A 26,965-nucleotide genomic window follows, 5' to 3' on the forward strand; every position below is an offset into this window, starting at 1 on the left:
TCTGCTGTGTCTTTTGTTTTTATTTTACTGGGGGAGGGTGGTACGGTCCGCCGCACCCCGGCCGTCCGCGCTCCCCGCTCCCCGCTCCTTGCTCCCTGCTCCCTGCTCCCTGCTCCCGGAGGAACCACCCCATGACGTCCGGCCCCACCCCGCCCGCTGCGGCCGAGCCCCGGCCGTCGGCGGCCGGCACCACCTGGGTGGTCGCCGGCCTGGGCAACCCCGGCCCGTGGTTCAGGCGCACCCGGCACAACGCCGGCTTCCTGGTGGTCGACCGGCTGGCCGAGCGCCACGGCGCCCGCTTCCGGCTGCGCGGCCTCGGCACCCGGGTCGCCGAGATCGAGGTGGAGGGGCGGCGCGTGGTGCTGGCGAAGCCGCAGTGGTTCATCAACCTCTCCGGGCGCCCGGTCGCCGGGCTCCTGCGACGCCACGGCGTCCCGGCCGAGCGCCTGCTCGTCGTCCAGGACGACCTGGACTTCCCGTTCGGCGCCGGCCGGCTGAAGCGCGGCGGCGGCCCGGGCGGCCACAACGGCGCCCGCTCGGTGACCAAGGCGCTCGGGACGCGCGACTACGTCCGGCTCCGTTTCGGTGTCGGGCGGCCGCCGAAGGGGCAGACGGTCGGGAACTTCGTGCTCCAGGAGTTCTCGGCGGACGAGCAGGCCGGGCTGCCGGTGCTGCTGGACCGTTGTGCCGAGGCCGCTGAGACCCTCGTCGTCCGCGGCCTGAACCGGGCGCAGGACGCGCTGCACGCCCCCGCGGTCTGAGCCCGGCAGGGGCCGCCGCGGCGGTGCCGCTTCGGCGGACCTGTCGACCGGTGCCGCGCCGGCAGGGCCACTGACGCCGGTGCCGCGTCAACAGGGTCGCTGTCGCCGGTGTCGCGCCGGCCCGGACCGTGTCGAGGCGGCACCGCACCGGCGCGGAGCGGGTCGAGGCCCCGGCCCGCCGGCTCAGACCACCTTGGGCAGCGGGAAGCTTCGCCGCATCAGCGCGTCGAAGGCGGCATCCGGCAGCAGCCGCTTGGCCAGCATCGTGCCGCGGGCGAGCATGCCTATCGCGTACCGGGCCCGTGGGCGCGGCGCGGTGACGGCGCGGACGATCACGCGGGTGGCCGTCTCTGCGGGAACGGCGCCGCCGCGCCGGGTGAAGGCGCGGTTGGCGTACATGTCGGCCAGCTCGCGGCGGAACGCCCCGTACGGGTCGGTCCGATCGTCGGCCGGACCGCCGTGCATGGTGCCGACGGCGGTGGCGCCGAACCCGGTGATCGTCGGGCCGGGCTGGACCACGACCACCTCCACCCCGAACGGGGCCACCTCCAGCCGCAGCGAGTCGCTGATCGCCTCCACCGCGTGCTTGCTGGCGTGGTAGAAGGCGCCGCCGGGCGGCGAGAAGCGGCCCGCCATCGAGGAGATGTTGACGATCCTGCCGCGCCCGGCCCGGCGCATGCCGGGAAGCACCAGCTGGGCCATCCGGACCAGGCCGAAGACGTTGGTGTCGAACTGGGCCCTGACCTCCTCCGGCGTGGCGGACTCGACCGGCAGGTGCAGCCCGTAGGCGGCGTTGTTGACCAGGACGTCGACGTGCCCGTGCTCGGCCTCGACCGCCGCCACCCCGTCGGCCATCGACCGCTCGTCGGTGACGTCCAGCGCCGAGGTGGTGATGCCCTGGGCGGCCAGGTCGGCGAGCGACTCGGGTCGGCGGGCGGTCGCGTGGACGCGGTGGCCGAGGCGGTGCAGCGCGAGCGCGGCCTCTCGGCCCATCCCGGAGGAACAACCGGTGATCAGCACGGTCTGCGGGGAGGTCATGGTGCGGCCCTTCGGTGCAGGAGGTCCCAGACGGCGGCTTCCGCCCGGTCGATGTCGCCGGGCCCGAGAGCGGCGAGCCCGCCGGGGCGGCGGAGCCGGACCAGCCCGGCGAACGCCCCCACGGCGAGCGCGACCAGCTGGTCGGCCTCGCCCTCGCGGATCTCGCCGGCCACCTGCCCGCGCGCGATGAAGTCGGTGGCGACGCGGTCGATCTCGGCGGCCAGCTCCACGCTCTCGGGAGCGAGGAAGGTGTCGTGCTGCTGGTGCTCCAGGAAGGCGAAGGCCTCCGGGCGCTCGCTCGCGTACCGGGTGAAGCCGCGCCAGAAGCGGCCGAACTCCTCCCGGACGGAGCCGGCCGGCCCGCCCTCGGCGAGCGTCTCGGCCAGCTGGTCCAGCAGGGCGCGCTTGGCGTGCTGGAACGCGGCGTTGCCGAGCGCCTCCTTGCTGGGGAAGTACCGGTAGATGCTGCCCACGCCGACCCCGGCACGCTGCGCGACGGCGGGCATCTGAGTGCCCTCGTAGGTGCGCTCGGCGAACAGGGCGATGGCGGCGTCGATCAGGGACTGGGGGAGGTCCGGCTTCCTGGGCGTCACGGAATGAATGTTCATTCCGCTCGCAGCCGCTGTCAAGAGTCCTGCGGGCTCCCCGGGGTGCGGAGGCCGCGCGGCCGCGCCGCCGGGCGGGCCAGCGCCACCGCCAGGGCGGCGACGGCGGCGAGCCCGAGCAGCACCGTCCGGCCGCCGACCGCGGCACCGGCCAGGTGGACGCCGAGTACGGGCAGCGCGGTGCCGAGGGCCGTGCCGAGGCTGCGGGCCATGTTCACCATGCCTCCGCCGACCGCCGAGCACTCCGCCGGGATCGCTCGCATGACCAGCGCGTTGTTGGCGGGCAGCAGCAGGCCGAGCCCGCAGCCGGCGATCAGCAGGGGGCCCGCCGAGGACACGCCGCCCGCCGGCACCACCGCGAACAGCAGCAGCCCGGCGCCCGCGACGGCCGCGCCCGCCCGGCAACGGGTGACGTCCGACCACCCCCGGGGCAGCAGGCCGCCGCCGACCGTCGCCGCGAGCGCGAACGCGGCCGGGAGCAGCGTGATCACCAGGCCCGCCCCGGCCACCGAGACGCCCGCACCGGTGAGCAGCACCGGGCCCAGCACCAGGGGGCAGAACAGCAGCAGGTAGCCGATCAGCGCGACCACCAGGCCGGGCCGCACCCCGGGGGTGTTGACCAGCCCCGGGGCCAGGAGCGGCCGGCTCGCCCGCCGCTCCTGGCGCACCAGCCCGAGCGCGAGCACCGCCGAGGCGAGCAGCAGCACGGCCACCGCCCAGCCGGGCAGCGGGAGGCCGGAGGCGGTGGAGAGGGCGAGCAGCAGCGCGGTGGTGGCGCCGGTGAGCAGCAGCAGGCCGGGCAGGTCGAAGCGGCCCCCGTCCTCCGCCTTGGCGGGCTCGGCCCCGGGCTCGACCCCGGGTGCGGCCGGCGTGCCGGGCCGTACGCCGGGCGGGGTACCCTGCCGCGCGCCGGGCCGTACGCCGGGGCGGGCGTCCGGCCGCGCGCCGGGCTGCGCGGGTTCGGCCTCGGGGCGGGTCCGGGGCAGCAGGAACCAGCCGGCCAGGATGCCCAGCACCCCGATCGGCACGTTGATCCAGAACACCCAGCGCCAGGAGGCGTGCGCCACCAGCAGTCCGCCGAGGCTCGGGCCGAGCGCCAGGCCGAGCCCCTGGGCGGCCGCCTGGATGCCGAGCGCCCGCCGCATCGCGTGCCCGGGGACGCCGCGCGCCACCAGGGCGACGCTGTTGGCCTGCATCATGGCGCCGCCCACCGCCTGCACCGCCCGGCAGGCCACCAGCACCCCGAGGCTGCCGGCCAGGCCCGCACCGAGCGAGGCCAGCGCGAAGACGGCGAAGCCGCCGAGGTACATGGTCTTGCGGCCGACCAGGTCGGAGAGCCATCCGACCGGCGCGAGCAGGGCCACCAGCACCAGCAGGTACGCCAGCGCCACCCATTCGACGGCGGCGAAGTCCGCGTGGAAGTGGTGACCCAGCGCGGGGAAGACGAGGGCGGTGACGCTGGCGGTCAGCTGCCCGAGGAACGCCCCGAGGCAGACGGTGCCGACGGCCAGCCAGTGGGCGTGCCGCCACCGGGCGATGCCGCGCGGCCGGGGCCGCTCGGTGAGCAGCCTGGCGGCGAGGATGGTGGCGTTCATACGGCGAAATATATCGGATGCAGATATGTTCCCTCTGCGAGCTGACCGTCAGACGATCGGAGCATCGGAGCGGCTGCCACCAGGCGATACGCTGTCCGCCATGTCGCCGTCACCGCCCGTTCCCGACCCCGCCGCCGGACCACAGCGCGAGGCCGCCGAACGTCCGGACCCGACACCACAGACGGACCTCGCACCCCAGGCGGACCCGGCACCCCGCACGGACCTCGCGCTCCCCGCGATCGAACGCGCGAGGCGGCTCACCGACGTGGTCACCCGGCTGCGCCGCGCGCTGCGCAGCAGCATCCGCACCGACTACCCGTGGGAGTCCCTGCCGATGGCGCAGGTCGAACTCCTCCAGTCGCTCGCCGCCGCCCCGCTGCGGGTCGGCGAGCTGGCCGCCCGCCAGCGGCTCGCGCCCAACACCGTCAGCGGCCTGGTCGGCAAGCTGCTGGAAGCCGGCTTCGTCGACCGCCAGGCCGACCCCGGCGACCGCCGCACCGCCCGGATCGCCCTGACCCCGGCCGGCCGACGCCAGCTCGACGACTGGCAGAGCGCCCACGAACGCCGTATCGCGGCCGCCCTCGGCACCCTCTCCCCCGCCGACCGCGAGGCCGTCATGCTGGCGCTCCCCGCCCTCGACAACCTCGCCCGCGCCCTCGCCCGGCCGGCCGCTCCCGAATAACCGGGTGCCGCCGGGCGGCCGCCGCCGCTAGCGTCCCGGGATGGACTCCGCGCGCATCCGCCTCGAACCCTGGACCGACGCCGACCTCGCCCTGCTCCGCCGGGTCAACGTCCCCGAGATGAAACAGCACGTCGGCGGCCCGGAGACGGCGGAGCAGCTCCTCGTCCGCCACCGCCGCTACCTCGACTTCGTCCCCTCGGGCACCGGCTGCATGTACCGCATCGTCCTGCTCCCGGAGGCGGCGGAGGGGGCCGGGGGCGAGGCCGTCGGCACCGTCGGCTACGGCACCCGCAGCTGGCAGGGCAGGACCGTCCACGAGATGGGCTGGAACGTCCTCCCGCCCCACCAGGGCCGTGGCATCGCCGCCACCGCCGTCCGCCTGGCCGTCGCCGCCGCCCGCACCTCGGCCCGGCACCGCTACCTGCACGCCTTCCCGTCCGTCGGCAACCCCGCCTCCAACGCCGTCTGCCGCAAGGCCGGCTTCACCCTCCTGGGCGAGACGGACTTCGAGTTCCCTCCCGGCCGCCCCATGCGCAGCAACGACTGGCGCGTCGACCTGCGTCCGGAGGCCGGCTGACCAGCCGGGCCGGCCGGCCACCCGGTCGGTCGGCCACCTGGTCGGTCGGTCCGCCACCTGGCACCACCGCCCTCGGCCGCCGAGCGGTTCCGACCGTTGGTCACCGCCGGCCGGTGATCAGCGCCGACGGTAGGGCAGCGCCGAGGTAGGGCAGGCCGCCACCGGCCGGTCGGTCCGCCGACCGGCCAGGAGGCCTTCCGGCTGCTTCCGGAAGGCCTCCTGGCCGGCCCCGCTCCGGTTCAGAACAGCGCCCCGCTCTCAAGGTCCAGCAGCCACCGCTTCCGGTCCACGCCGGCGGCGAAGCCGGTGAGGGTGCCGTTGGCGCCGAGGACGCGGTGGCAGGGGCGGACGATGAGCAGGGGGTTGGCCCCCACGGCGCCGCCGACGGCCCGGACGGCCTTCGGGGAGGCGCCGGCGAGGTCGGCGAGCCGGCCGTAGGTGACCGTCTCGCCGTAGGGGACGGCGTCGAGGGCGGCCCAGATCTGCCGGCGGAACTCGGTGCCGACGGGGGCGAGCGGCAGGTCGAAGGTGGTGCGCCTGCCCTCGAAGTACGCGGTGAGCTGGGCGACGGGCTCGGCGAGGGCCTCCGGGTCGTGGACCCAGTCGTCGGCGGGCTCGGCGAGCGCGTACTTCTGGCCCGGGGCGGTGACGGTGGCCAGGGCGGCCGGGCCGCCGTCCTCCGGCAGGACGCCGCTGAGCAGCAGCCGGCCGAACGGGCTCTCCATGTGGGTGTAGACGGTGGTGCTCATGCGTCCTGCTTCTCCTTCTGCGTTCCGGTGCTGTGGTCGCCCGCGGCGCCGGCCCAGAGCCGGTGGACGGCGTAGGAGCGCCAGGGTGCCCACGACTCGGCCGCGCGGGCGGCGGACTTCGGGTCGCCGGGGGCGCCGAGCCGGGTGAGGCCGTGGCGGATGCCGACGTCGGTGGGCAGGAAGACGTCCGGGTCGGCGAGGGCCCGCATCCGCAGGTAGCCGACGGTCCAGGGGCCGATGCCGGGCAGGGCGAGCAGCTCGGCGGCCGCCGCCTCCCGGTCGACTCCGCCGTCGAGCCGGACGACGCCCTCGGCCAGGGCGGCGCACAGGCCGGTGAGCGCCCGGCGGCGGGCGGCCGGCATCGCGAAGTCCTCGGGGTCGGCCGCCGCGAGGGACGCCGCGGCCGGGAAGAGCAGCCGCAGCCCGCCGCTGGGCTCGGGCAGTGCGGTGCCGTACTTCTCCGCGAGCCGGCCAGCCAGGGTGCGGGCGGCGCCGACGGTGACCTGCTGGCCGAGCACGGCGCGGACGGCCAGCTCGTGCGGGTCGACGTGGCCCGGCGAGCGCAGGCCCGGACGGGAGCGGACCAGGGCGCCGAGCACGGGGTCGGCGCCGAGTTGCTCGTCGACGGCGTCCGGGTCGGCATCGAGGTCGAAGAGGATCCGCAGCCGCTGGACGGCGGTCGGCAGGTCCCGCAGGTCGGTGAGGAAGAGCCGGCAGTCCAGCCACCCGCGCGTACGCGGCTCCCCGGGCGCGAGCCCGTCGACCTCGGCGATGCCGTGCCCGTACGGGAGGGCGAGGGTCCGGCGGTAGGTGCGGACGCCGGGCCGCCCGCCGGGGACCACCTCCTCGACGCCGGGGACCGCGCGCAGGGCGAGGAAGTCGACCAGGTGGTCGCTGTCGAACGCGCCGCGGTAGGCGAGGCGCAGGGTGAGGCCACCGGCCGGGGTGGCGTTGCGCCGGCCGGCGGTGACCTCGGCGCGCAGGCCGCTGGGGGTGCGGTCGTAGACCTCGCGGACGGTGTCGTTGAACTGCCGGACGGAGGCGAAGCCGGCCGCGAAGGCGATCTCGGTGACCGGCAGTGCCGTGGTCTGGAGCAGCAGCCGGGCGGTCTGGGCTCGGCGGGCGCGGGCCAGGGCGATCGGCCCAGCGCCGAGTTCGGCGGTGAGCTGGCGCTGGAGCTGGCGGGAGCTGTAGCCGAGGCGGTGGGCGAGACCGGCGACGCCCTCGCGGTCGACCACGCCGTCGCCGATCAGCCGCATCGCGCGGCCGACCAGGTCGGCGCGGTGGTTCCACTCCGGCGAGCCGGGCACCGAGTCGGGGCGGCAGCGGCGGCAGGCGCGGAACCCGGCGCCCTGGGCGGCGGCGGCGCTGGGGTAGAAGGTGCAGTTGGCGCGTTTGGGGGTCACGGCGGGGCAGCTCGGCCGGCAGTAGATGCCGGTCGAGGTGACGGCCGTGAAGAAGACGCCGTCGAAGCGGGCGTCGCGGCTGTCCACGGCCCGGTACCGGATGTCGTCGTCGATCACGCAGTCCAGTCTGCGGCACCGGCGGGCGGTCGACTGGCGGGTATCGGACATGGGCGTGGAGGGTGCGGTCGGCGCGGCCGGCGCGGGCTCCGCTCTCCGGGGGCCGGCACCGGGCAGGGCGGCGCGCGGCACCCGGGCAGCGCGCGGCACCCGGCGGAAAAACGGGGTGCCCGGCACCCACCCCGCGGCTACCGTGACCGGAGTCGGCGACGCGGTCGGCCGCCCACCCGTGACCGCCTCACCCGACCGTCTCACCCCCTGACCGCTTCACCTCCCTGACCGTCTCACCCCTGACCGCCTCGGCATCCGCCCCGGCACTGGAGCCCCCATGAGCGAGCAGTCGTACACCGGTCCGAACGACCCGAAGGTCACCGGGCTGCCGGTCGGGGAGTTCGCCTTCCCCGGGCCGTTGCGCGACCAGCTGGTCGCGGCCGTCCTGAGCGGCGCCAAGACGAGCACCACCGGTCTGCTCGCCGACTACGAGCACGCGGGCGACCCGCTGCCGCAGGTGGGCGCGCACTACGCGGTGATCGACTCGGACGGCCGGCCGGTCGCGGTGACCGAGACGACCGACGTCCGGGTGGTCCCGCTCGTCGAGGTCGGCCTCCAGCACGCCCTCGACGAGGGCGAGGGCTACACCACGGTGGCCGAATGGCGCTCCACCCATGAGCGGTTCTGGCACAGCGAGCAGATGCGCGCCGCGGTCGGGGACCCGGACTTCACCGTGAACGACGCGACGCCTGTCGTCCTGGAGCGCTTCCGCCTGGTGGCCGACCTGCGCTGACCCGCCGGGTCGTGCCGCACCCCCGCGCGGTCGGTCGCCCCCCCGCGGGCCATACCGCGCCCCGGGAGTCACGCCGCATCACGGGGGTCGTGCCGCATCACGGGGGCCGTGCCGCGCCCCGGGAGTCGCGCCGCATCACGCCGTCCGGTCCTCGCCGGCGAGCGTGCGCACCGCCCGGTCGAGCCGCGCCTTCCTGGTCCCGGGCGTGAGCGCCTGGAGCAGCGGCAGGATCAGCTGGTAGCGCGCCGTGCGGTCGAGCGCCTCGAACGCCCGCCCCGCCACGGGATCGGCTTCGAGCGCCGCCGCGAGGTCGGGCGGCACCGTCGCCGACTTCTGCGACTCGTAGGCCGCCGCCCAGCGCCCGTCCTGCTGCGCCCGGCGCACCTCGGCCAGCCCGGGCTCGCGCATCCGCCCGGCCGCGGTCAGTTCCGCCACCTTGTCGACGTTCACCTGCGACCAGAGGCTCCTGGGCCGGCGCGGCACGTACCTCTGCAGGTAGTACTGCGCGTCGAGCGACTTCCGCTGCCCCGAGATCCAGCCGTAGCAGAGCCCGAGGTCGACCAGTTCGTCGCTGCTGACCGTCGGGATGCCGGTCTTCCTCTTCGCCAGCTTGATCCACACGCCTTCCTGGCGGGTGTGGTGCTCGGCGAGCCAGCTCTCGAACGCCGCGGCGTCCGCGAAAGCGATGATCTCCACCCCGTCGATCTCGTTCCCGTCCATGGGGCTCAGGCTAACGGCGCGCCTCGCCGCCCGGCCGGCAAAGCCACCGGACGGGAGAGCACCGGGCGGACGGCCACCGAACGGGCGACAACGGAACGGACGGCTCGGGCCGGGCGACCACCGGCCGAACGACCACGGCCGGCCGCCGGGCGACGTCCGTCCGGTGCGGCCGGGGTGGCCGAGACGGCCGGGCCGCCAGGGGCCCGGCCGCCGGCGGTCACTTCTTCACGGGCCCTCCCGCGGCACGCACCGACTTGGTGATGGTCTTCCACTTCTTCAGCCGGGCCGAGGCCAGCCGGGCGTCCGAGCGGGAGGCGATCCACTCGCTCTCGCGCTGGAGCTTGAGGTAGCTGTCCATCCGGCGCTGCGGGAGCGTGCCGTCGGCCAGGGCGGCCTGGACGGCGCAGCCGGGCTCGGTGTGGTGGCCGCAGTCGTGGAAGCGGCAGTCCTCGGCCAGCTCCTCGATGTCGGAGAAGGCCATCGCCACGCCCTCGCCGCCGTAGAGGCCGACCTCACGCAGGCCGGGGGTGTCGATCAGCACGCCGCCGCCGGGCAGCGGGATCATCTCGCGGGTGGTCGTGGTGTGACGCCCCTTCTGGTCGACCGCGCGAGCCTGCTGGACGGCCATCACGTCGGTGCCGGCCAGCACGTTGGTCAGCGTGGACTTGCCGACGCCGGACTGTCCGATGACGGCGGTGGTGCCCGGCGTGCAGGCGCGCAGCACGTCGACCCCCTCGCCGGTCTCGGCGCTGACCACCAGCACGGTGACGCCGGGTGCGATGGACTCGACGTCGGACCGGATGAAGTCGGCGTCGTCCACCAGGTCGGCCTTGGTGAGGACCACGACCGGCTCGGCGCCGGACTCCCAGGCCAGGGCGAGGAAACGCTCGATCCGGCCGAGGTCGGGCTCGGCGGCGAGCGAGGCGGCGATCAGGACGGTGTCGACGTTGGCGGCCAGCACCTGGCCGTCGGAGCGCTTGCCCGCCACCTTGCGGATGATCGCGGTGGAGCGCGGCAGCAGCGCCGCGACGGTCGGCATCGGCTGGGCCGCGAGGTCCACGGCCGCCCAGTCGCCGGTGCACGGGCAGTTGATCATGTCGGCGTCGCCGACCGGCCGGGTGTCGGCCCGGACGGTGCGCAGCTCGCCCGTCTCCGGGTCGGCCAGCACGGCGTCGCACTGGCCCCGGTCGACGCGGACGATCCGGGCAGGCGTCAGCCCGGCCTCGGCGAGCGGGGCGAAGTACTCCGCGAACTCGGCCGTCCAGCCGTAGCCGACCAGCGGGGAGTCCGAGGTCGCGGAGGAGGTGAGGTCGGAGGAGGTGAGGAGAGAAGAAGAGGAAACGGAGGCAGCGTTGAACAACGCAGTGGGCCCTTCGGGAGGAAAGTGATCCCGCCGGGCTACGGCTGCGCGCGCGAGTGCGGCGGTGTCAGCCGGCGGCCGGGAGGGAGAGGTGGTGTGTGCGAGCGCTGCTCAGGGCAGCCGTGACGACAGTGACAGCCACGTGGCTCACCTCCTGCTTTCTCCTTGGGCCGGCGAACAGAGCGGCCCCCGAATGGACTGCTCACACCGTAACGAGCGCCACCGACCCTGCCAACCGGTTTTTGACCTGCGGTGATTCGGCCGGGACCGGGCGAAGCGGGGCGCGGCAGGGCAGGGCAGGGCACGGCTGGGCAGGGCAGGGCAGGGCACGGCTGGGCGGGGCAGGGCAGGGCACAGCGGAACGGGTCGAACGGCGGCGGAGCGGCCGGACCGCAACGGACCAGGACGAAGCACGGCGGTCCGCAGCGGACCCGCGCCGACCGGTCAGGACGGCCGCCCGCCGTACCGGTGCCGCAGGCCGGGATCGTCCAGCCACCAGGGCCGCATGCCCTGCTCGTCCGCCGCCGGTGCACCCGCCGACCGGGCCTCGGCGGCGGCCGCCTCGAAGCGGGCGTCCAACTCGGCGTCCACGGCGGCGTTCTCCTCCCGCCCCTGCACGATCATGCGGCGGACCAGCGCGGCCACGAACGGCAGCCCGACCAGGTCCCCGAGCACCCAGAGCGCGTTGCCGCCCCAGGTCTGGTCCTGCACCGGACTCGGTCCCCAGGGCCGGCCGAGCGCCTCGTAGTAGTGCCCGGCCACGAGGTGGCCCCCGTAGATCAGCAGGATGCCGAGGGCCGCGTCGAAGACCACCTCGGCGAAGGTGATGAACAGGCCGACCAGGTGCGGGTACTCGTGCCCGACCGGGTCGATCTGCAGGCGCGGCCAGAAGTACGCCAGCCCGAGCGCGACGAGTGCCAGGTGCAGTACGGCGTTCCCCACCGGGCTGGTCAGCGACTCCTCGTACCAGGGGGTGCAGTAGAGCAGCCACGGCGGAGCCAGCAGCAGCGCGGTCGACACGGCCGGGAACATCAACACCCTGGACGGACGGCTGCGCAGCGCCCGCAGGATCCGCTCCCGGCGGTGCGGCGGCGAGGAACGGGCCAGCAGGGAGACCGGGGCGCCGAGCGCGAGCAGCAGCGGGACCAGCATCAGCAGCAGCACGACCTGGACGGCGCGGTCGGTGAAGAGGACCCGCTCGTACACGCCGAGACCGGAGCAGGTCGCCCAGACCCAGAGCAGCAGGCCGCCGGCGAAGGCGGCCGTCCTGGTGGGCTGCCAGCGCTCCCCCTCGACCCGGGCGACCGTCCGCACGGCGGACAGGTACCAGCCGCCGAGCAGTACGGCGACGGTGAGCACCAGGGGCTCGGCCGTCCACGAGGTGGCCAGGTCGGACCAGTGCCAGGGCGGCGGCCCGTGGTACCCGACCGTCTGCACCGAAGCGTCCATCCGCCTGCTCACCTCGTCCGTGCCGTTCCACTGCCGCCTCGCCGTCGTCCGGGCGGAGTGGACGGCACCCGGCCATGATGGCCACGCAGGAGTGGATCACCGACGTCAGGGCGCCTCTCTATACCCCGGGCCGAACAAGGCTTTGCCAACCCCGGCTCTGCCTTTGCCAAGCATGGTCCCGGCTTTGCCAACCCCGACCCCGGCTTTGCAAAGTCGACCCCTCGGCCACTTTGCAAAGTGCAGGGACCGCGCCCCGGGCCAGGGCCGGCCCCGCCTCCCGCCTCCCGCCTCCCGCCTCCCGCCTCCCGCCTCCCGCCTCCCGCCTCCCGCCTCCCGCCTCCCGCCAGGAGGCCATCCCGGACACTTTGCAAAGCGCACGCCCCGCCCCTCCCCGAGGCCGGCCACCAACACTTTGCAAAGTTCGGCCCCGCGCCGGGCCACGCCCTCCCCTCACCTCGTGCCGGGCCACGCCCTCCCCCAACCCACCGGGCCGCAACCGCCGCGGCCGCCGGGCTCGTCTGGAAGGGTGCGCCGTCGGCACTCCGCCCACGGGGAGCCGGCGGGGGGACGCAAGGGTGCCGAGCACTGCACGCGGCGAGGGCCGCCGCCGGGCCACGCGCCTTCGCAACGTCGAGCTCCTCCTGCTCCTCCTCGCCGTCGTGGTCTGCCTGGCCGGGCACGTCGACGCCGCCCTGGGACTGACCGGCCACCTGCCGCCCGGCCTGGCCGCGCACGGCGCCGGCCTGGGCCTGCTGGCGCTGGCCGCCCATCTGGCAGTGCGCCGCTTCGCCCCGTACGCGGACCCACTGATCCTGCCGCTCGCGGTGCTGCTGACCGGCTTCGGCCTGGTCCTGCTCGACCGCCTGGACTTCTCCTACCGGCTCGCACACGCGACCAAGGGCGACTGGCAGAAGATCCCGACCGCGCCGGCCCAGCTGACCTGGGTAGTGATCTCCGTCGTGGCGGCCGTGGTGCTGATCGCGGCGGTGCGTCACCACCGCGTCTTCCAGCGGTACGTCTACCTGCTGATGACGGGGGCGCTGATCCTGCTGGCCGCACCCGCCTTCTTCCCCGGCGACACCTTCGGGGCGAAGCGCTGGATCCGGCTCGGCGGGCTGTCGTTCCAGCCGGACGAGTTCGTGAAGGTCGCCATCACGATCTTCTTCGCCGGCTATCTGATGGCCTACCGGGACGTGCTGGCGCTGGCCGGCCGCCGCTTCTGGGGGCTGACCCTGCCGCGCGGGCGGCACGTCGGGCCGGTGCTGACGATCTGGGTGGTCAGCCTGCTGGTGCTGGTCGTCGAGCGCGACCTCGGCACCTCGCTGATCTTCTTCGGCGTCTTCGTCGTCATGCTCTACACGGCGACCGAGCGGACCAGCTGGATGGTGATCGGCCTGCTGATGGCCGTCGGCGGAGCGGCCGTGGTCGGCACCCTGGAGCCGCACGTGCACGGCCGGGTGGAGGCCTGGCTGCACCCGCTGGACTACTACCTCCCGGTGCACTCCCCCGCGCTGATCTCCGACCAGCCGGCCCAGGCGCTGTTCAGCCTGGGCACCGGGGGCCTGACCGGGACCGGGCTCGGCATCGGCCACCCGTGGGAGATCGGCTTCGCCGGGCGCAGCGACTTCATCTTCACCACGGTCGGCGAGGAGCTGGGCCTGACGGGGGTGACGGCGGTGCTGCTGCTCTACGCGCTGCTGGTGCAGCGCGGGCTGCGGACCGCGGTCGGCCTGACCGACCCGTTCGGGAAGCTGCTGGCCACCGGACTGTCGGCGGCGCTGGCGCTCCAGGTGTTCGTGGTGGTGGGCGGGGTCAGCGGGCTGATCCCGCTGACCGGCAAGGCGTTGCCGTTCCTCGCGGCCGGCGGCTCGTCACTGCTGGCGAACTGGCTGATGACCGCCCTGCTGGTGAAGCTGAGCGACTCGGCCGGACGGACCGCCCTGGAGCCTTCCCCCTAGCGCGACCACCCACAGACACACCACCCCGATCCCCCCTCCGACACACCACCCCGGAGCCACCCCGACAGACGCACGGTGTTTGTTCCGGCGGCGCCCGACAGTCCGCTGGTCGGCGATTGACATGATGGGCGGCGGCAAGTTTCGGGTGTCTCCAGCTAGCGCAGCGCCTCGAAGCCGAGCAGCAGGGCTTCGAGCGCGAACGCGAACCGCTCGCCGTCGTCCGCGCCGACGCCCTCGCTCGCGGCGCGGACCAGCAGCGGGTACCGCTCCGCCTCCAGCGCGGCCAGCCAGTCGGCGCCGCCCGCCTCCTCGGCGCCGATCACGATCTGGGCCTCCGCCGTCGCGTGGCCGATCACGAACACCACGAGGGAGTTGAGCGCGTGCAGCGCCCGGCCCAGCGGGAAGCCGCCGGCCGTAAGCAGGCGCAGGAGCACCTCGATGTCGTCGAGGGTCGCCGGGGTGACGGCGGGCCGGGAGGTGGCAAGCGGGAGCACAGCCGGGTGCCGCAGCAGGCCCTCGCGCAGGGCGGTGGCGTACGCGCGCAGGGCCGCCCGCCAGTCGGCCGAGCCATCCATGGCAGGGACGGCGGCCGTGAACACCTGCTCCACCAAGCCGTCGAGCAGGGCGTCCTTGTTCGGCACGTAGTGGTAGAGCGTCATCGCCTCCACGCCCAGCTCCTCGCCGAGCGAGCGCATCGTCAGGCCCTTGAGCCCGTCCCGGTCCACCAGGCCGAGCGCCGCGTCGAGGATCTGCTGCCTGCTCAGCCCCACCCGCTCGCCCCGGCCGCGCCGGGCCCCCTGCCGCTGTGCCATGCCTGCTCCTCCTCGCCCCGGACGGGCTTGACTTTCTTACGGGATAAGAGAACACTCTCCCTCAGCAAACTTACCACGTAAGAAGTTGTCACAGCAGGGGGAACCACCATGTCGACCATCGCCAACAAGCAGGTCATCCGCGACTTCGTCACCGCGCTCAACGACCGCTCCGGCGACGGCTGGGTGCAGCTGCTCTCCCCGTCGGTGATCGACCACAACAAGATCATCTTCGGCGAGGAGGACGCCCCCGGCGCCGCCGTCGAGGGCTTCCGCCTCCAGCTGGCCGCCTTCAGCACCGAGGCCGAGGGCGACGGCTTCCACATCCAGCAGCTCATCGCCGAGGACGACGAGGTCGTGGCCCGCCTGCGGGTGGCCGGGGTGCACACGGGCTTCCACGCCCGGATGCCCGAGCCGACCAACCGTCGCTGCGACGTCGAGCAGATCTGGATCTTCACCGTCCGCGCCGGGCAGATCGTCGAGATCCGTGCCGTCAGCGACCGCCTCGGCATGTTCATCCAGCTCGGCTGGGACTGGCCGACCATGGACTGAGCCCGGGCGCTCATCAGCGGGGACAGCACGTCAGCCACACCGTCTCCTTCAGCGGGACCAAACCGGCCGTGATGAGCGAGGCCGCCGCGAAGCTCACCGCCTGACGGCGAACGGGCCGGGGACGGTCATCCAGCTCCGCCAATCCGCAGCCGTGACGGCCCGCCCTTTCCGGCGGGCCGTTTCGACAGACGACAGGCGATCGTCGCCTGGTGCGCAAGGCCCGCGGAGCCCCGTCAGGAAGGCGTGGCCGTTCCGGCGGTTCTGCGGTCTCGCAGGTGCGGGACCGGGTCGGCCGCAGCCCCGCCCCCGGCAGGTCAGTCCTGGTCCCACGGCGGCCGCGGCGGGTGGGAGGGCAGCTGGTAGTCGGGCGGCGGCGCGGTCGGCCGGTCGCTGTCCGGGGGCGGCGGGGCGGGCCGGTGGTGCGGGCCGCCTCCGCGGGCGGTGAGGCGCGCCCGGACGTTGTCGGCGGCGAGCACGTCGGCCCAGCGCTCGGGGTACTCGGAGGGCACGTCGACGTCCTCGCCCTCGTCCTCTCCCCAGTGCTCCTCCTCGGCGCCCTCGGCGAGGCCCAGTTCGCGCGCCCGCCGGGCCCGCTCGACGGCGCGCCGGGCGGCCACCTCGCGGACCACCGCGGCGGCGGCCTCCTCGTGGGCGCGTTCGTTCTCGGCGCGGGCGTCGGCGGTCTCCAGGGTCGGCCAGCGGCGGTCTATGGCGGCGTTCATCGCGGCGCCGATGAGCACTGCGAGCGCGACGACGAAGATCCAGAGCAGGACGGCCACCGGTGCGGCCAGCGAGCCGTACACCGACGGGCCCTCGACCGAGCTGACGAGGTAGAGCCGCAGGGCCACGCTGCAGAAGACCAGCACCACCAGCGCGACCAGCGCGCCCGGGATGTCCTCCCGCCAGGGCGTGGAGACGGGCACGGCGAGGTGGTACAGGGTGGTCAGGAAGACGATCAGCAGCAGGATCGCGACCGGCCAGTAGAGCGCGTTGACGACGGTCGCGATGTCCGGCACGGCGTTCTGCACCAGTCCGGGGCCGGCCATCAGCAGCGGCAGCACCAGCGAGCCGATCAGCAGGGCGCCGAGGTAGAGGCCGAGCGACATGAGCCTGGTCTTGACGATGCCGCGCTTGCCGTCGAGCCCGTACATGACGGTGATGGTGTCGATGAAGATGTAGAGCGCCCGGGAGCCGGACCAGAGCGAGAGCAGGAAGCCGATCGACACCAGGTCGGGCCGGGTGTGGTCGAAGACCTCCTTCAGCAGCGGCACCACGACCTGCTGGACCGAGGAGTCCGAGAGCACCGTCCCGGCGGCCTTGACGATGTCCTGCTTCAGCTTCTCGATGGTGCCGGCGCCGAGGAAGTCGTCGAGGTACCCGAGGGTGCCGGCCAGGCAGAGCAGCAGCGGCGGGATGGACAGCAGGGTGAAGAACGCCGCCTCCGCGGCGAGGCCGGTGACCCGGTACTCGACACAGGTGTTGGTGGTGTCCTTGACCAGGGCCCAGGCCGTACTGCGCCAGGTGACCTGCTTGGCCGCCCGCCGGGAGCCCCTGCCCCGACGACGGGAGGGCCGCTCGGGGTTCGGTCTCGTCGTTTCGCCTGCTGGTTGCACAGGGCTAACGGTATCGGGCCGGAGCAGGTCCGTTGATCTCCGTGTCGGACAGCGGTCACCGGGCACCGATCCGGCGAGCGGCGGGAACGCTCCAGCATCTCGGTATGCGAAACCTTTGCGTCCATAATTCGGACGTTAGTGGACCGCACGTCGTGCGCCGTGCGAATCTCTTGCCATGCCAAGCGCCGGAACCACCCTAGTAGGTCGACTCCACGTCGATCTCCTTCGCGTGTCCAGCGCCATCTGTCCGGTGATCTGAGCCCCACCCCGCCGCCACCCACCGCACCCGGCGCCACCACCCTCGCCATCCCCGCTGAAGCGGATGCGCAGGCGCCCGCCCGGCCCCGGTCACTGCTCTCCCGGCCCTGACAAACCAGCAGGTCACAGCAGCAGCGCACCGCCGAGCACGCCCCAGCGACCCACCCGGCGTCAGAGCCACCTGCCCCGAAGGACTTCACCATGGCCACCACTCCCGAGACCGCCGAGCCCACGGCCGACAGCGCCGCCGAGCGCCGTCCCGCCGCGCCGCGCAAGGTGACCCGCCACCGCGGTGAGGGCCAGTGGGGCATGGGCCACTTCACTCCCCTGAACGCCAACGAGCAGTTCAAGAAGGACGACGACGGTCTCAACGTGCGGACACGTATTGAGACGATCTACGCGCACCGCGGCTTCGACTCGATCGACCCGGCCGACCTGCGCGGCCGGATGCGCTGGTGGGGTCTGTACACCCAGCGCAAGGAGGGCATCGACGGCGGCAAGACCGCCATCCTGGACCCCCACGAGCTGGACGCCGAGTACTTCATGCTCCGGGTCCGCATCGACGGCGGCCGGCTGACCGTCGCCCAGCTCAAGGCGATCGCCGAGGTCTCCGAGCTGTACGGCCGCAACACCGCCGACCTGACCGACCGGCAGAACGTGCAGTACCACTGGATCCGGATCGAGGACGTCCCGGCGATCTGGCAGAAGCTGGAGGCCGTCGGCCTCTCCACCACCGAGGCCTGCGGTGACACCCCGCGCGTCATCCTCGGCTCGCCGGTGGCCGGCATCGCCGAGGACGAGATCATCGACGGCACCCCCGCCATCGAGGAGATCCAGCGCCGCTTCATCGGCAACCCCGAGTTCTCCAACCTGCCGCGCAAGTTCAAGTCCGCCGTCTCCGGCTCGCCGCTGCTGGACGTCGCGCACGAGATCAACGACATCGCCTTCGTGGGCGTGGTCCACCCCGAGCACGGTCCCGGCTTCGACCTCTGGGTCGGCGGCGGCCTCTCGACCAACCCCAAGCTCGGTGTCCGCCTGGGTGCCTGGGTCCCGCTGGACGAGGTCGCGGACGTCTACGGCGGTGTCATCGGCATCTTCCGCGACTACGGCTACCGCCGGCTGCGCAACCGCGCCCGGCTGAAGTTCCTGGTCGCCGACTGGGGCGTGGAGAAGTTCCGCCAGGTCCTGGAGGACGAGTACCTCAAGTACCAGCTGGTCGACGGCCCCGCGCCCGAGGAGCCCGCCGGCCGCTGGCGCGACCACGTCGGCGTGCACCGGCAGACGGACGGCAACTACTACGTCGGCTTCGCGCCGCGCGTCGGCCGCGTCGACGGCAGGCTGCTCGGCCGGATCGCCGACCTCGCCGCCGCCCACGGCAGCGACCGGCTGCGCACCACCGCCGAACAGAAGATGCTCGTCCTCGATGTCGCCGAGGACCGGGTCGAGTCCCTGGTGGCCGGCCTGGAGGCGCTGGACCTGCGCGTCACCCCGTCGCCGTTCCGCCGCGGCACCATGGCCTGCACCGGCATCGAGTACTGCAAGCTCGCGATCGTCGAGACCAAGGAGCGCGGCCGCACGCTCATCGACGAGCTGGAGAAGCGCCTCCCCGACTTCGAGGAGCCGCTGACCATCAACATCAACGGCTGCCCGAACGCCTGCGCCCGCATCCAGGTCGCGGACATCGGTCTCAAGGGCCAGCTGGTGACCGACGCCGACGGCGAGCAGGTCGAGGGCTACCAGGTCCACCTGGGCGGCGCGCTCGGGCTGGAGGCCGGCTTCGGCCGCAAGGTCCGCGGCCTCAAGGTCACCAAGGACGGCCTGCCCGACTACGTCGAGCGCGTCCTGACCCGCTACCAGGCCGACCGCGCCGAGGGCGAGCGCTTCGCCCAGTGGGCGGCCCGCGCGAGCGAGGAGCAGCTGTCGTGAGCGAGCCGAGAGAGCGAACCGTGGAAGAGGGGCGCGTCTCGCGAAGCGGACGCCGAGCGAGCCGAGCGAGCCGGGCGAGCCGGGCGAAGCGAGGTGGGCGATGAGCGAGCGAGCGGCACCGTTCTTCTGCCCCTACTGCGGGGACGAGGACCTGCGCCCGTCCGAGGCCGGGCACGGAGCCTGGGAGTGCCACGGCTGCCGCCGGGCCTTCCAGCTGAAGTTCCTGGGACTGCTGTCACCGGCCAACGGGGGTAAGGCGCATGACCGACACGACGACTGACTACGAGCAGCTGGCGCTCAGGGCCGGCCGCGAGCTGGAGGAGGCGACCCCTCAGGAGATCCTGAAGTGGGCCGCCGACACCTTCGGCAAGCGGTTCTGCGTCACCTCCTCCATGGAGGACGCGGTCGTCGCCCACCTCGCCTCCTCGGTCTTCCCCGGTGTGGACGTCGTGTTCCTGGACACCGGCTACCACTTCCCGGAGACCATCGGCACCCGGGACGCGGTCGCCGCGGTGATGCCGGTCAACGTCATCACGCTGAAGCCGCTCCAGACCGTGGCCGAGCAGGACGCCCAGTACGGGCCCGCCCTGCACGACCGCGACCCGGACCTCTGCTGCTCGCTGCGGAAGGTCGAGCCGCTGAACCGCGGTCTCGGCGGGTACGACGCCTGGGCGACCGGGCTGCGCCGCGACGAGTCGCCGACCCGGGCGGACACCCCGGTGGTCGCCTGGGACGCGAGGCGCCGCAAGGTCAAGCTCGCCCCGATCGCCCGCTGGACGCAGGAGGACGTGGACGCCTACGTCAGCGCCAACGGCGTACTGCTCAACCCGCTGCTGTGGGAGGGGTACACGTCGGTCGGCTGCTCCCCGCTCTCCTGCACCCGCAAGCCCGCCGAGGGCGAGGACGCCCGGGCCGGCCGCTGGTCCGGCTCCGGCAAGACCGAGTGCGGCATCCACCTCTGACCCGCACGACCCCCCTTCAGATCTCCAGGAGTAACCCCGTGACGACCACCACCCCGGCCGCCGGCGGAGCCGCAGAGGCGGCCCCCGCGGCCGCACCCTGCGAGCGCGGCGCCACCGTGTGGCTGACCGGGCTGCCGAGCGCCGGCAAGACCACGCTCGCCTTCGCCCTGGCCGGACGGCTGCGCGCCGAGGGCCACAGGGTCGAGGTCCTGGACGGCGACGAGATCCGCGAGTTCCTCTCCAAGGGCCTCGGCTTCACCCGCGAGGACCGGCACACCAACGTCACCCGGATCGGCTTCGTCGCCGAGAAGCTCGCCGCCAACGGCGTGAAGGTGCTCGCCCCCGTGATCGCCCCCTACGCCGACTCCCGCGCGGCGGTCCGCGAGCGGCACGCCGCCCACGGCACCGACTTCCTGGAGATCCACGTCGCCACCCCGGTCGAGCTGTGCGCCGAGCGCGACGTCAAGGGGCTGTACGCGAAGCAGGCGGCCGGTGAGCTCTCCGGCCTGACCGGCGTCGACGACCCGTACGAGGCTCCCGCGGACCCCGAGCTGCGACTGCAGACCCAGGGCCGCGAGGTGGCCGAGAGCGCCGCCGAGCTGCACGCCTTCCTGACCGAGAGGGGTCTCGCATGACCACCGCGACCGACAGCCTGGTCGACACCGACGACACCCCCTTCGCGCTGTCCCACCTGGACGCGCTGGAGGCCGAGTCGGTGCACATCTTCCGCGAGGTCGCGGGGGAGTTCGAGCGCCCGGTGATCCTCTTCTCGGGCGGCAAGGACTCCATCGTCATGCTGCACCTGGCGCTCAAGGCCTTCTGGCCGGCCGCCATCCCCTTCTCGCTGCTGCACGTGGACACCGGCCACAACTTCCCCGAGGTCATCGAGTACCGCGACCGGGTGGCGGCCAGGCACAACCTGCGCCTGCACGTCGCCCACGTCCAGGACTTCATCGACGACGGCCGGCTGCGCGAGCGCCCCGACGGCACCCGCAACCCGCTCCAGACCGTCCCGCTGCTGGACGCCATCGAGGGCAACAAGTTCGACGCCGTCTTCGGCGGCGGCCGCCGCGACGAGGAGAAGGCCCGCGCCAAGGAGCGCGTCTTCTCCCTGCGCGACGAGTTCGGCGCCTGGGACCCGCGCCGCCAGCGTCCCGAGCTCTGGTCGCTGTACAACGGCCGGCACGCCGTCGGCGAGCACGTCCGGGTCTTCCCGCTCTCCAACTGGACCGAGCTGGACGTCTGGCAGTACATCGAGCGCGAGGGCATCGAACTCCCGGAGATCTACTACGCGCACGAGCGCGACGTCTTCTCCCGGGGCGGCATGTGGCTGACCGCCGGCGAGTGGGGCGGCCCCAAGGAGAACGAGCCGGTCCAGCGGCGGCTGATCCGCTACCGCACGGTGGGCGACATGTCCTGCACCGGTGCCGTCGACTCCGACGCCACCGACATCCAGGCCGTCATCGCCGAGATCGCCGCCAGCCGCCTCACCGAGCGCGGCGCCACCCGCGCCGACGACAAGCTCTCCGAGGCCGCGATGGAAGACCGCAAGCGCGAGGGATACTTCTAAATGAGCACCACCACCGAGACCAGCGCCACCTCCCTGCTGCGCTTCGCCACCGCCGGGTCCGTCGACGACGGCAAGTCCACCCTGGTGGGCCGTCTGCTGCACGACTCCAAGTCGGTGCTGGCCGACCAGCTGGAGGCCGTCGAGCGCGCCTCCCTGAGCCGCGGCCAGGAGGCGCCCGACCTCGCGCTGCTCACCGACGGCCTGCGCGCCGAGCGCGAGCAGGGCATCACCATCGACGTCGCCTACCGCTACTTCGCCACCCCGCGGCGGCGGTTCATCCTCGCCGACACCCCCGGGCACGTGCAGTACACCCGGAACATGGTGACCGGCGCCTCCACCGCCGAGCTGGCCGTCGTCCTGGTCGACGCCCGCAACGGCGTGGTCGAGCAGACCCGCCGGCACGCCGCCGTCGCCGCGCTGCTGCGCGTGCCGCACGTGGTGCTGGCCGTCAACAAGATGGACCTCGTCGAGTACGCGGAGCCCGTCTTCGCCGCCATCGCCGCCGAGTTCACCGCCTACGCCGCCTCGCTCGGCGTCAAGGACGTGGTGGCCGTCCCGATCTCCGCGCTCGCCGGCGACAACGTGGTCGAGCCGTCCGCCCACATGGACTGGTACGGCGGCCCCACCCTGCTGGAGCACCTGGAGACGGTGCCGGTCGGCAGCGACCCGAGCGTCGAGCCGGCCCGCTTCCCCGTCCAGTACGTGATCCGCCCGCAGACCGACGAGCACCCCGACTACCGCGGCTACGCCGGGCAGTTGGCCTCCGGCGTGCTGCGGGTCGGCGACCCGGTGACGGTGCTGCCCTCCGGCCACACCACCACCGTCGCCGGCATCGACGCGCTCGGCCGGCCCACCGACATCGCCTGGGCCCCCCAGTCGGTCACCGTGCGCCTCGCCGACGACATCGACGTCTCCCGGGGCGACCTCATCGCGGCCGGACCGGCCCCCGTCCCCACCAAGGACATCGAGGCCACCGTCAGCCACCTCAGCGAGCGGCCGCTGCGCGTCGGCGCCAAGGTGCTGCTCAAGCACACCACCCGCACCGTGCGCGCGCTGGTCAAGGAGATCTCCTACCGGATCGACATCGACACGCTGGAGCAGCGCGACGCCCCCGACGGGCTGGACGTCAACGACATCGGCCACGTGGTGCTGCGCACCGCCGAGCCGCTGGCGCTCGACGGCTACTCCGACAACCGTCTGACCGGTTCGTTCCTGCTGATCGACCCGGCCGACGGCACCACCCTCACCGCCGGCATGGCGGGCGAGGCCTTCGAGACCGTATCCACCGGCACCACCGAACCCCTTGAGGAGGACTGGGTCTGATGCCCAGCGAGGCGTTCTCGGGCATGGACAAGGAAGGCGGCCGCATCGGCAGCGGCGTCCTCGGCAGCGGCCAGGGCGGCCTGACCCGATGTGTGGGCCGACAGGGCTGAGAACGCCCTGTCACCGGGCCGGCCGCTGTCCCACCCCACAGCTGGCACAGCAGCGCCGTCCCGGCTTGCCCGGCATCCCCCGATGCCGCAAGCACAACCTTGACCGACTTCCGTCCCGAGACCGCCTCCTGACGGTCCGTCCGTGAACAGGACTCCGCCCATGGCACCGAACCAGGCACTTCCCCATACCGCGCCCCGCCCCGACGCCGGCCGGATCAGACGCTCCGCCGCGGCCGTCGTGGCCGGCCTCACGGCCGTGGCGCTGCTCTCCGCCTGCGGCTACGGCTCGAAGAGCGAGGACAAGAAGACCAGCAGCGCGCCGGCGGCCGGCGACTCGGCCGCCGGCTCCGGCGCGAAGCTCTCCGCCGACACGGTCAAGATCGGCTACTTCGCCAACCTGACCCACGGCACCCCGCTGGTCGGTCTCCAGGAGGGCCTGTTCCAGAAGGAGCTGGGCGCCACCCAGGTCAAGACCCAGGTCTTCAACGCGGGCCCGGCCGAGATCGAGGCGCTGAACGCCGGCTCGATCGACATCGGGTGGATCGGCCCCTCCCCCGCGATCAACGGCTTCACCAAGTCCGAGGGCAAGTCGCTGAAGATCATCAGCGGTTCGGCCTCCGGCGGCGTCAAGCTGGTCGTCAACCCGGACAAGATCACCTCCCTGGACGACCTCAAGGGCAAGAAGATCGCCACCCCGCAGCTGGGCAACACCCAGGACGTGGCGCTCCTCAACTACCTGGCCGGCAAGGGCTACAAGGTCGACGCGCAGTCCGGCGCCGGCGACGTCAGCGTGATCCGCTCGGACAACAAGGTCACCCCGGACGCCTACAAGCAGGGCTCGATCGACGGCGCCTGGGTGCCCGAGCCGACCGCGTCCAAGCTGGTCACCCTCGGCGCGAAGGTCCTGCTCAACGAGAAGGACGTCTGGCCGGACAAGAAGTTCGTGATCACCAACATCATCGTCTCGCAGAAGTTCCTCGCGGAGCACCCGGACGTGGTGGAGGCCGTGCTGCGCGGCTCGGTGAACACCAACGCCTTCATCAAGGCCAACCCGGACAAGGCCAAGGCCGACGCCAACGAGGCCATCAAGAAGGAGGCCGGCAACGCGCTGGAGCCGGCCGTCCTCGACCCGGCCTGGCAGGACATCGACTTCCTGGACGACCCGTTGGCCTCCACCCTGCAGGCCGAGGCCGACCACGCCGTCACCGCGGGCCTGCTCAAGAAGCCGAGCCTGAACGGCATCTACGACCTGACGCTGCTGAACAAGGTGCTCGCGGCCAAGGGCCAGAGCCCGGTGGCGGACGCCGGCCTCGGTACCAAGTAGCACCCGGCAGTACCGCTCGGCCCGCGCCCCCAAGCTCCGCGGTCCGGCCCCCCGCCCTCCCGGTCGATGCCCGATCGATGCCCCCAGGCACAGGGACGGGCGGGGCCGGACCCCGGCTCCCGCTTCGCCACCCTTCCCTCCCGGCCCGCCAACGGACGGGAGGGGCCCATGACCTCTCACGCAGGAGGTGCCCGGATGTCCCCGGCACTGACCACCTCGGACGACGCCGCCGGCGTCGGCACCCGCGACGGCGCGCCCGCCGTCCGGATCTCGCACGTGCACAAGTCCTTCGGCCGTCCCGGCGCGCAGACCCACGTCCTGGACGACATCACCCTCGATGTCGCGCCCGGCGAGTTCGTCACGCTGCTCGGTGCCTCGGGCTGCGGCAAGTCCACCCTGCTCAACCTGGTCGCCGACCTCGACAAGCCCACCCGCGGCACGATCGAGGTGGCCGGGGGTCGCCCGGCGCTGATGTTCCAGGAGCACGCACTGTTCCCCTGGCTCACCGCCGGCAAGAACATCGAGCTCGCCCTCAAGCTCGCCGGCGTCCCCCGCCCCGAGCGCAGGGCCGAGGCCGAACGGCTGCTCGAACTGGTCCGCCTCCAGGGCTCGTACGGCAAGCGCGTGCACGAGCTCTCCGGCGGCATGCGCCAGCGCGTCGCGATGGCCCGCGCACTCGCCCAGGGCGGCTCGGTGCTGCTCATGGACGAGCCGTTCGCCGCGCTCGACGCCATCACCCGGGACGTCCTGCACGACGAGATCACCCGGATCTGGGCCGAGCGCAAGCTGTCCGTCCTGTTCGTCACCCACAACGTGCGGGAGGCCGTCCGGCTCGCCCAGCGCGTGGTGCTGCTCTCCTCCCGCCCCGGCCGCGTGGCGCGCGAGTGGCGGATCGACCTGCCGCAGCCGCGCCGGATCGAGTCCTCCGGCGTCGCCGACCTGTCCATCGAGATCACCGAAGAACTTCGTGGGGAGATCCGCCGCCATGGCCAGCACTGACACCACCCCCGTCCTGGACAAGGCCGCCACGCCCGGAACGGACACCGCCGACGTCGGTGCCGGCCTGGACGCCCTCGACGCCGTCTCCGCGCAGCGCACCTCGTTCGGCGAGGTGTTCCGGCAGAAGGCGCTGCCGCCGCTGCTCGGCGTGGTCCTGGTGCTCGCCCTCTGGCAGGGCGCGTACAGCCTGCACGTCACCACCGCCTACAAGCTGCCCAGCCCGGCCGACGTCTGGGGCGCCCTCGGGGACCTCTGGACCGCCGGCACGCTGTTCTCGATCATCTGGACCAGCGTCTGGCGCGGCCTCTCCGGCTTCCTGATAGCCCTCGTCATCGGCACCCCGATCGGCCTGCTGGTCGCCCGGGTCAGGCCGGTGCGGGCCGCGCTCGGCCCCGTCCTCTCCGGCCTCCAGTCGCTGCCCTCGGTCGCCTGGGTGCCGGCCGCCGTCATCTGGCTCGGCATCAACGACTCGATGATGTACGCGGTCATCCTGCTCGGCGCCGTCCCGTCCATCGCCAACGGCCTGGTGGCCGGCATCGACCAGGTCCCGCCGCTGTTCCTGCGGGCCGGGCGCACCATCGGCGCCACCGGCCTCGCGGGCGCGCGGCACATCCTGCTGCCGGCCGCACTGCCCGGCTACCTGGCCGGCCTCAAGCAGGGCTGGGCCTTCTCCTGGCGCTCGCTGATGGCCGCCGAGCTCGTCGCCTCCTCCCCCGACCTGGGCCTCGGCCTCGGCCGGTACCTGGAGAACCAGCGCGAGTTCTCCGACATGGCGGGCGTGCTGCTCGGCATCATCCTCATCCTGTTCGTCGGCATCGCCATCGAACTGCTGGTGTTCACCCCGGTCGAGCGCCGGGTCCTGCGCAACCGCGGCCTGCTGGCCGCCGTCAAGTAAGGCGCCTCCCGTGTACGAAGGCCGGCTGTCCGCCGCCCCCGCCACCGCGGTGGCGGCGGGCGGCCCCGCCCTGCTGCTGATCGCCCACGGCAGCCGCGACCCGCGGCACGCCGCGACGGTGGCCGCGCTGGTCACCGGGGTCCGGGCGCTGCGCCCCGGGCTGGAGGTCGCCACCGCCTACCTCGACCACTGCGCGCCGCGGATCCCGCAGGTGGTCTCCCGGCTCGCCGGGGCCGGCGCGGACGCCGTGGCCGTGCCGCTGCTGCTCAACCGGGCCTTCCATGCCAAGCACGACATCCCCGCCGCGCTGCGCGCCGCCGGCGCGGGCCTGCCGGTCGCGGACGTGCTCGGGCCCTCCCCGCTGCTGCTCGACGCCCTGGACCGCCGCCTCGCCGAGGCCGGGCTCGACCTCGCCTCCCCCGCGGTCCGCGCCCGCACCGGCGTCGTCCTGGCCGCCGCCGGCTCCTCCGACCCGGCCGCCGACGCCGCCACCCGCGCGGTCGCCGCCGAGTGGCGCCGCACCCGCGGCTGGGCCGCCGTCGAGGTCGCCTACGCCTCCGCCGCCGGCCCCCGTGTCCCCGACGCGGTCGCCGCGCTGCGCCGCGCCGGCGCCGCCGAGGTGGCCGTCTCCCCCTACCTGCTCGCCCCGGGCCGCCTCCCCGACCGGATCGCCGAGGCCGCCGCCGGCTCCGCCGCCCTCCTCGCCGACGTCCTCGGCGCGGCCCCCGAACTCGCCCGCCTCCTCCTCGCCCGCTACGACCGGGCCCGGGCAGTGGCGGCGGCGGCCCCCGCCCTCACCGCCTGAGGCCGGAGCGCGGCGGGC

At 73.8% G+C, this 26,965-nt stretch carries 27 protein-coding genes; 17 read left to right on the forward strand and 10 right to left on the reverse strand.

Annotation, left to right across the window (positions count from 1 at the left end; translation table 11 throughout):
* The first annotated feature begins 131 nt into the window (after window positions 1-131).
* On the forward strand, window positions 132-761 hold the full coding sequence (pth, locus tag ACFC1F_RS09745) for an aminoacyl-tRNA hydrolase (protein WP_376156878.1): 630 nt from the start codon (window positions 132-134) through the stop codon (window positions 759-761).
* A gap of 183 nt (window positions 762-944) precedes the next feature.
* On the opposite strand, the gene ACFC1F_RS09750 is transcribed toward pth, so the two are convergent.
* From ACFC1F_RS09750 to ACFC1F_RS09760, 3 genes are read right to left on the reverse strand one after another with little or no spacing between them, the layout of a single operon-like run.
* Window positions 945-1,799: an SDR family NAD(P)-dependent oxidoreductase gene (locus tag ACFC1F_RS09750; RefSeq protein WP_376156879.1), complete on the reverse strand. Its 855-nt coding sequence runs from the start codon at window positions 1,797-1,799 to the stop codon at window positions 945-947.
* Window positions 1,796-2,392, reverse strand: a complete 597-nt coding sequence (locus ACFC1F_RS09755) for a TetR/AcrR family transcriptional regulator (RefSeq protein WP_376156880.1) — start codon at window positions 2,390-2,392, stop codon at window positions 1,796-1,798. Before ACFC1F_RS09755 ends, ACFC1F_RS09750 begins: the two co-directional genes overlap by 4 nt.
* 32 nt (window positions 2,393-2,424) lie before the next feature.
* Window positions 2,425-3,999, reverse strand: a complete 1,575-nt coding sequence (locus ACFC1F_RS09760) for an MFS transporter (RefSeq protein ID WP_376156882.1) — start codon at window positions 3,997-3,999, stop codon at window positions 2,425-2,427.
* Window positions 4,000-4,099: 100 nt separating this feature from the next.
* On the opposite strand from ACFC1F_RS09760, the gene ACFC1F_RS09765 reads away from it, so the two are divergent.
* Window positions 4,100-4,681 carry a MarR family transcriptional regulator gene (locus tag ACFC1F_RS09765; RefSeq protein ID WP_376156883.1) on the forward strand — a complete coding sequence of 194 codons (582 nt, stop codon included), beginning with the start codon at window positions 4,100-4,102 and terminating at the stop codon, window positions 4,679-4,681.
* 40 nt (window positions 4,682-4,721) lie between these two features.
* Complete coding sequence (locus ACFC1F_RS09770; RefSeq protein WP_376156884.1) at window positions 4,722-5,258, forward strand: GNAT family N-acetyltransferase; 537 nt, start codon at window positions 4,722-4,724, stop codon at window positions 5,256-5,258.
* 239 nt (window positions 5,259-5,497) lie between these two features.
* Here ACFC1F_RS09770 and ACFC1F_RS09775 read toward each other — a convergent pair whose 3' ends face one another.
* On the reverse strand, window positions 5,498-6,007 hold the full coding sequence (locus ACFC1F_RS09775; protein WP_209412086.1) for a methylated-DNA--[protein]-cysteine S-methyltransferase: 510 nt from the start codon (window positions 6,005-6,007) through the stop codon (window positions 5,498-5,500).
* Window positions 6,004-7,581 carry a DNA-3-methyladenine glycosylase 2 family protein gene (locus ACFC1F_RS09780; protein ID WP_209412085.1) on the reverse strand — a complete coding sequence of 526 codons (1,578 nt, stop codon included), beginning with the start codon at window positions 7,579-7,581 and terminating at the stop codon, window positions 6,004-6,006. The genes ACFC1F_RS09775 and ACFC1F_RS09780 overlap by 4 nt, the downstream gene beginning before the upstream one ends.
* A gap of 277 nt (window positions 7,582-7,858) precedes the next feature.
* Here ACFC1F_RS09780 and ACFC1F_RS09785 point away from each other — a divergent pair, with 277 nt between their 5' ends.
* Window positions 7,859-8,314, forward strand: a complete 456-nt coding sequence (locus ACFC1F_RS09785) for an ASCH domain-containing protein (protein ID WP_376156886.1) — start codon at window positions 7,859-7,861, stop codon at window positions 8,312-8,314.
* A gap of 135 nt (window positions 8,315-8,449) precedes the next feature.
* On the opposite strand, the gene ACFC1F_RS09790 is transcribed toward ACFC1F_RS09785, so the two are convergent.
* The 3 genes from ACFC1F_RS09790 to ACFC1F_RS09800 form a co-directional block, all read right to left on the reverse strand.
* Window positions 8,450-9,034, reverse strand: a complete 585-nt coding sequence (locus ACFC1F_RS09790; protein ID WP_376156888.1) for a YdeI family protein — start codon at window positions 9,032-9,034, stop codon at window positions 8,450-8,452.
* A gap of 217 nt (window positions 9,035-9,251) precedes the next feature.
* The gene (gene rsgA, locus ACFC1F_RS09795; protein ID WP_376156890.1) at window positions 9,252-10,394 is read right to left on the reverse strand and encodes a ribosome small subunit-dependent GTPase A; all 1,143 of its coding nucleotides are present in this window, start codon (window positions 10,392-10,394) and stop codon (window positions 9,252-9,254) included.
* Window positions 10,395-10,838: 444 nt separating this feature from the next.
* Window positions 10,839-11,843, reverse strand: coding sequence for a cytochrome c oxidase assembly protein (locus ACFC1F_RS09800; RefSeq protein ID WP_209412081.1), 1,005 nt, complete (start codon window positions 11,841-11,843; stop codon window positions 10,839-10,841).
* A 575-nt stretch (window positions 11,844-12,418) separates the two neighbouring features.
* On the opposite strand from ACFC1F_RS09800, the gene ACFC1F_RS09805 reads away from it, so the two are divergent.
* Entirely contained in the window at window positions 12,419-13,801 is a 1,383-nt protein-coding gene (locus ACFC1F_RS09805) for an FtsW/RodA/SpoVE family cell cycle protein (protein ID WP_376156892.1), read from the forward strand.
* Between the two features lie 155 nt (window positions 13,802-13,956).
* Here the strand turns inward: ACFC1F_RS09805 and ACFC1F_RS09810 are convergent, their stop codons facing one another.
* Entirely contained in the window at window positions 13,957-14,613 is a 657-nt protein-coding gene (locus ACFC1F_RS09810) for a TetR/AcrR family transcriptional regulator C-terminal domain-containing protein (protein ID WP_376156893.1), read from the reverse strand.
* 108 nt (window positions 14,614-14,721) lie between these two features.
* Here ACFC1F_RS09810 and ACFC1F_RS09815 point away from each other — a divergent pair, with 108 nt between their 5' ends.
* The gene (locus ACFC1F_RS09815) at window positions 14,722-15,162 is read left to right on the forward strand and encodes an ester cyclase (protein ID WP_376156895.1); all 441 of its coding nucleotides are present in this window, start codon (window positions 14,722-14,724) and stop codon (window positions 15,160-15,162) included.
* A 314-nt stretch (window positions 15,163-15,476) separates the two neighbouring features.
* Here ACFC1F_RS09815 and ACFC1F_RS09820 read toward each other — a convergent pair whose 3' ends face one another.
* A complete protein-coding gene (locus ACFC1F_RS09820; RefSeq protein ID WP_209412077.1) occupies window positions 15,477-16,775 on the reverse strand; it encodes a YihY/virulence factor BrkB family protein in 1,299 nt (432 codons plus the stop codon).
* A gap of 175 nt (window positions 16,776-16,950) precedes the next feature.
* On the opposite strand from ACFC1F_RS09820, the gene ACFC1F_RS09825 reads away from it, so the two are divergent.
* The 11 genes from ACFC1F_RS09825 to ACFC1F_RS09875 all read left to right on the forward strand — a co-directional run bounded on the left by ACFC1F_RS09825 (window position 16,951) and on the right by ACFC1F_RS09875 (window position 26,947).
* Entirely contained in the window at window positions 16,951-17,034 is an 84-nt protein-coding gene (locus ACFC1F_RS09825) for a putative leader peptide (protein ID WP_329492070.1), read from the forward strand.
* Between the two features lie 200 nt (window positions 17,035-17,234).
* Window positions 17,235-18,959, forward strand: coding sequence for a nitrite/sulfite reductase (locus tag ACFC1F_RS09830; protein ID WP_376156896.1), 1,725 nt, complete (start codon window positions 17,235-17,237; stop codon window positions 18,957-18,959).
* 100 nt (window positions 18,960-19,059) lie between these two features.
* The gene (locus ACFC1F_RS09835) at window positions 19,060-19,239 is read left to right on the forward strand and encodes a hypothetical protein (protein WP_209412076.1); all 180 of its coding nucleotides are present in this window, start codon (window positions 19,060-19,062) and stop codon (window positions 19,237-19,239) included.
* On the forward strand, window positions 19,220-19,921 hold the full coding sequence (locus ACFC1F_RS09840; RefSeq protein ID WP_376156898.1) for a phosphoadenylyl-sulfate reductase: 702 nt from the start codon (window positions 19,220-19,222) through the stop codon (window positions 19,919-19,921). Before ACFC1F_RS09835 ends, ACFC1F_RS09840 begins: the two co-directional genes overlap by 20 nt.
* Before the next feature lie 38 nt (window positions 19,922-19,959).
* The gene (gene cysC / locus ACFC1F_RS09845) at window positions 19,960-20,556 is read left to right on the forward strand and encodes an adenylyl-sulfate kinase (RefSeq protein ID WP_376156900.1); all 597 of its coding nucleotides are present in this window, start codon (window positions 19,960-19,962) and stop codon (window positions 20,554-20,556) included.
* Window positions 20,553-21,491, forward strand: a complete 939-nt coding sequence (gene cysD, locus ACFC1F_RS09850; protein WP_376156902.1) for a sulfate adenylyltransferase subunit CysD — start codon at window positions 20,553-20,555, stop codon at window positions 21,489-21,491. The genes cysC and cysD overlap by 4 nt, the downstream gene beginning before the upstream one ends.
* On the forward strand, window positions 21,492-22,814 hold the full coding sequence (locus ACFC1F_RS09855; RefSeq protein WP_376156904.1) for a sulfate adenylyltransferase subunit 1: 1,323 nt from the start codon (window positions 21,492-21,494) through the stop codon (window positions 22,812-22,814).
* Window positions 22,815-23,084: 270 nt separating this feature from the next.
* Window positions 23,085-24,248: an aliphatic sulfonate ABC transporter substrate-binding protein gene (locus tag ACFC1F_RS09860; protein ID WP_376156905.1), complete on the forward strand. Its 1,164-nt coding sequence runs from the start codon at window positions 23,085-23,087 to the stop codon at window positions 24,246-24,248.
* Window positions 24,249-24,443: 195 nt separating this feature from the next.
* The gene (locus tag ACFC1F_RS09865; protein WP_376156989.1) at window positions 24,444-25,247 is read left to right on the forward strand and encodes an ABC transporter ATP-binding protein; all 804 of its coding nucleotides are present in this window, start codon (window positions 24,444-24,446) and stop codon (window positions 25,245-25,247) included.
* Window positions 25,234-26,142: an ABC transporter permease gene (locus ACFC1F_RS09870; RefSeq protein WP_148645635.1), complete on the forward strand. Its 909-nt coding sequence runs from the start codon at window positions 25,234-25,236 to the stop codon at window positions 26,140-26,142. Before ACFC1F_RS09865 ends, ACFC1F_RS09870 begins: the two co-directional genes overlap by 14 nt.
* A 10-nt stretch (window positions 26,143-26,152) precedes the next feature.
* Window positions 26,153-26,947 (forward strand): sirohydrochlorin chelatase, encoded by a 795-nt coding sequence (locus ACFC1F_RS09875; RefSeq protein ID WP_376156908.1) that lies wholly within the window; start codon window positions 26,153-26,155, stop codon window positions 26,945-26,947.
* Window positions 26,948-26,965 lie beyond the last annotated feature (18 nt).

This window comes from Kitasatospora sp. NPDC056181, from assembly GCF_042266225.1.
In the GTDB taxonomy this organism is placed as follows: Bacteria; Actinomycetota; Actinomycetes; order Streptomycetales; family Streptomycetaceae; genus Kitasatospora.

Coding starts and splice junctions, on each gene's coding strand:
- pth (WP_376156878.1), top strand. CDS start 132: ATGACGTCCGGCCCCACCCCGCCCGCTGCGGCCGAGCCCCGGCCGTCG.
- ACFC1F_RS09750 (WP_376156879.1), bottom strand. CDS start 1,799: ATGACCTCCCCGCAGACCGTGCTGATCACCGGTTGTTCCTCCGGGATG.
- ACFC1F_RS09760 (WP_376156882.1), bottom strand. CDS start 3,999: ATGAACGCCACCATCCTCGCCGCCAGGCTGCTCACCGAGCGGCCCCGG.
- ACFC1F_RS09765 (WP_376156883.1), top strand. CDS start 4,100: ATGTCGCCGTCACCGCCCGTTCCCGACCCCGCCGCCGGACCACAGCGC.
- ACFC1F_RS09770 (WP_376156884.1), top strand. CDS start 4,722: ATGGACTCCGCGCGCATCCGCCTCGAACCCTGGACCGACGCCGACCTC.
- ACFC1F_RS09775 (WP_209412086.1), bottom strand. CDS start 6,007: ATGAGCACCACCGTCTACACCCACATGGAGAGCCCGTTCGGCCGGCTG.
- ACFC1F_RS09780 (WP_209412085.1), bottom strand. CDS start 7,581: ATGTCCGATACCCGCCAGTCGACCGCCCGCCGGTGCCGCAGACTGGAC.
- ACFC1F_RS09785 (WP_376156886.1), top strand. CDS start 7,859: ATGAGCGAGCAGTCGTACACCGGTCCGAACGACCCGAAGGTCACCGGG.
- ACFC1F_RS09790 (WP_376156888.1), bottom strand. CDS start 9,034: ATGGACGGGAACGAGATCGACGGGGTGGAGATCATCGCTTTCGCGGAC.
- ACFC1F_RS09800 (WP_209412081.1), bottom strand. CDS start 11,843: ATGGACGCTTCGGTGCAGACGGTCGGGTACCACGGGCCGCCGCCCTGG.
- ACFC1F_RS09810 (WP_376156893.1), bottom strand. CDS start 14,613: ATGGCACAGCGGCAGGGGGCCCGGCGCGGCCGGGGCGAGCGGGTGGGG.
- ACFC1F_RS09815 (WP_376156895.1), top strand. CDS start 14,722: ATGTCGACCATCGCCAACAAGCAGGTCATCCGCGACTTCGTCACCGCG.
- ACFC1F_RS09825 (WP_329492070.1), top strand. CDS start 16,951: ATGCCAAGCGCCGGAACCACCCTAGTAGGTCGACTCCACGTCGATCTC.
- ACFC1F_RS09830 (WP_376156896.1), top strand. CDS start 17,235: ATGGCCACCACTCCCGAGACCGCCGAGCCCACGGCCGACAGCGCCGCC.
- ACFC1F_RS09835 (WP_209412076.1), top strand. CDS start 19,060: ATGAGCGAGCGAGCGGCACCGTTCTTCTGCCCCTACTGCGGGGACGAG.
- ACFC1F_RS09840 (WP_376156898.1), top strand. CDS start 19,220: ATGACCGACACGACGACTGACTACGAGCAGCTGGCGCTCAGGGCCGGC.
- cysD (WP_376156902.1), top strand. CDS start 20,553: ATGACCACCGCGACCGACAGCCTGGTCGACACCGACGACACCCCCTTC.
- ACFC1F_RS09855 (WP_376156904.1), top strand. CDS start 21,492: ATGAGCACCACCACCGAGACCAGCGCCACCTCCCTGCTGCGCTTCGCC.
- ACFC1F_RS09860 (WP_376156905.1), top strand. CDS start 23,085: ATGGCACCGAACCAGGCACTTCCCCATACCGCGCCCCGCCCCGACGCC.
- ACFC1F_RS09865 (WP_376156989.1), top strand. CDS start 24,444: ATGTCCCCGGCACTGACCACCTCGGACGACGCCGCCGGCGTCGGCACC.
- ACFC1F_RS09870 (WP_148645635.1), top strand. CDS start 25,234: ATGGCCAGCACTGACACCACCCCCGTCCTGGACAAGGCCGCCACGCCC.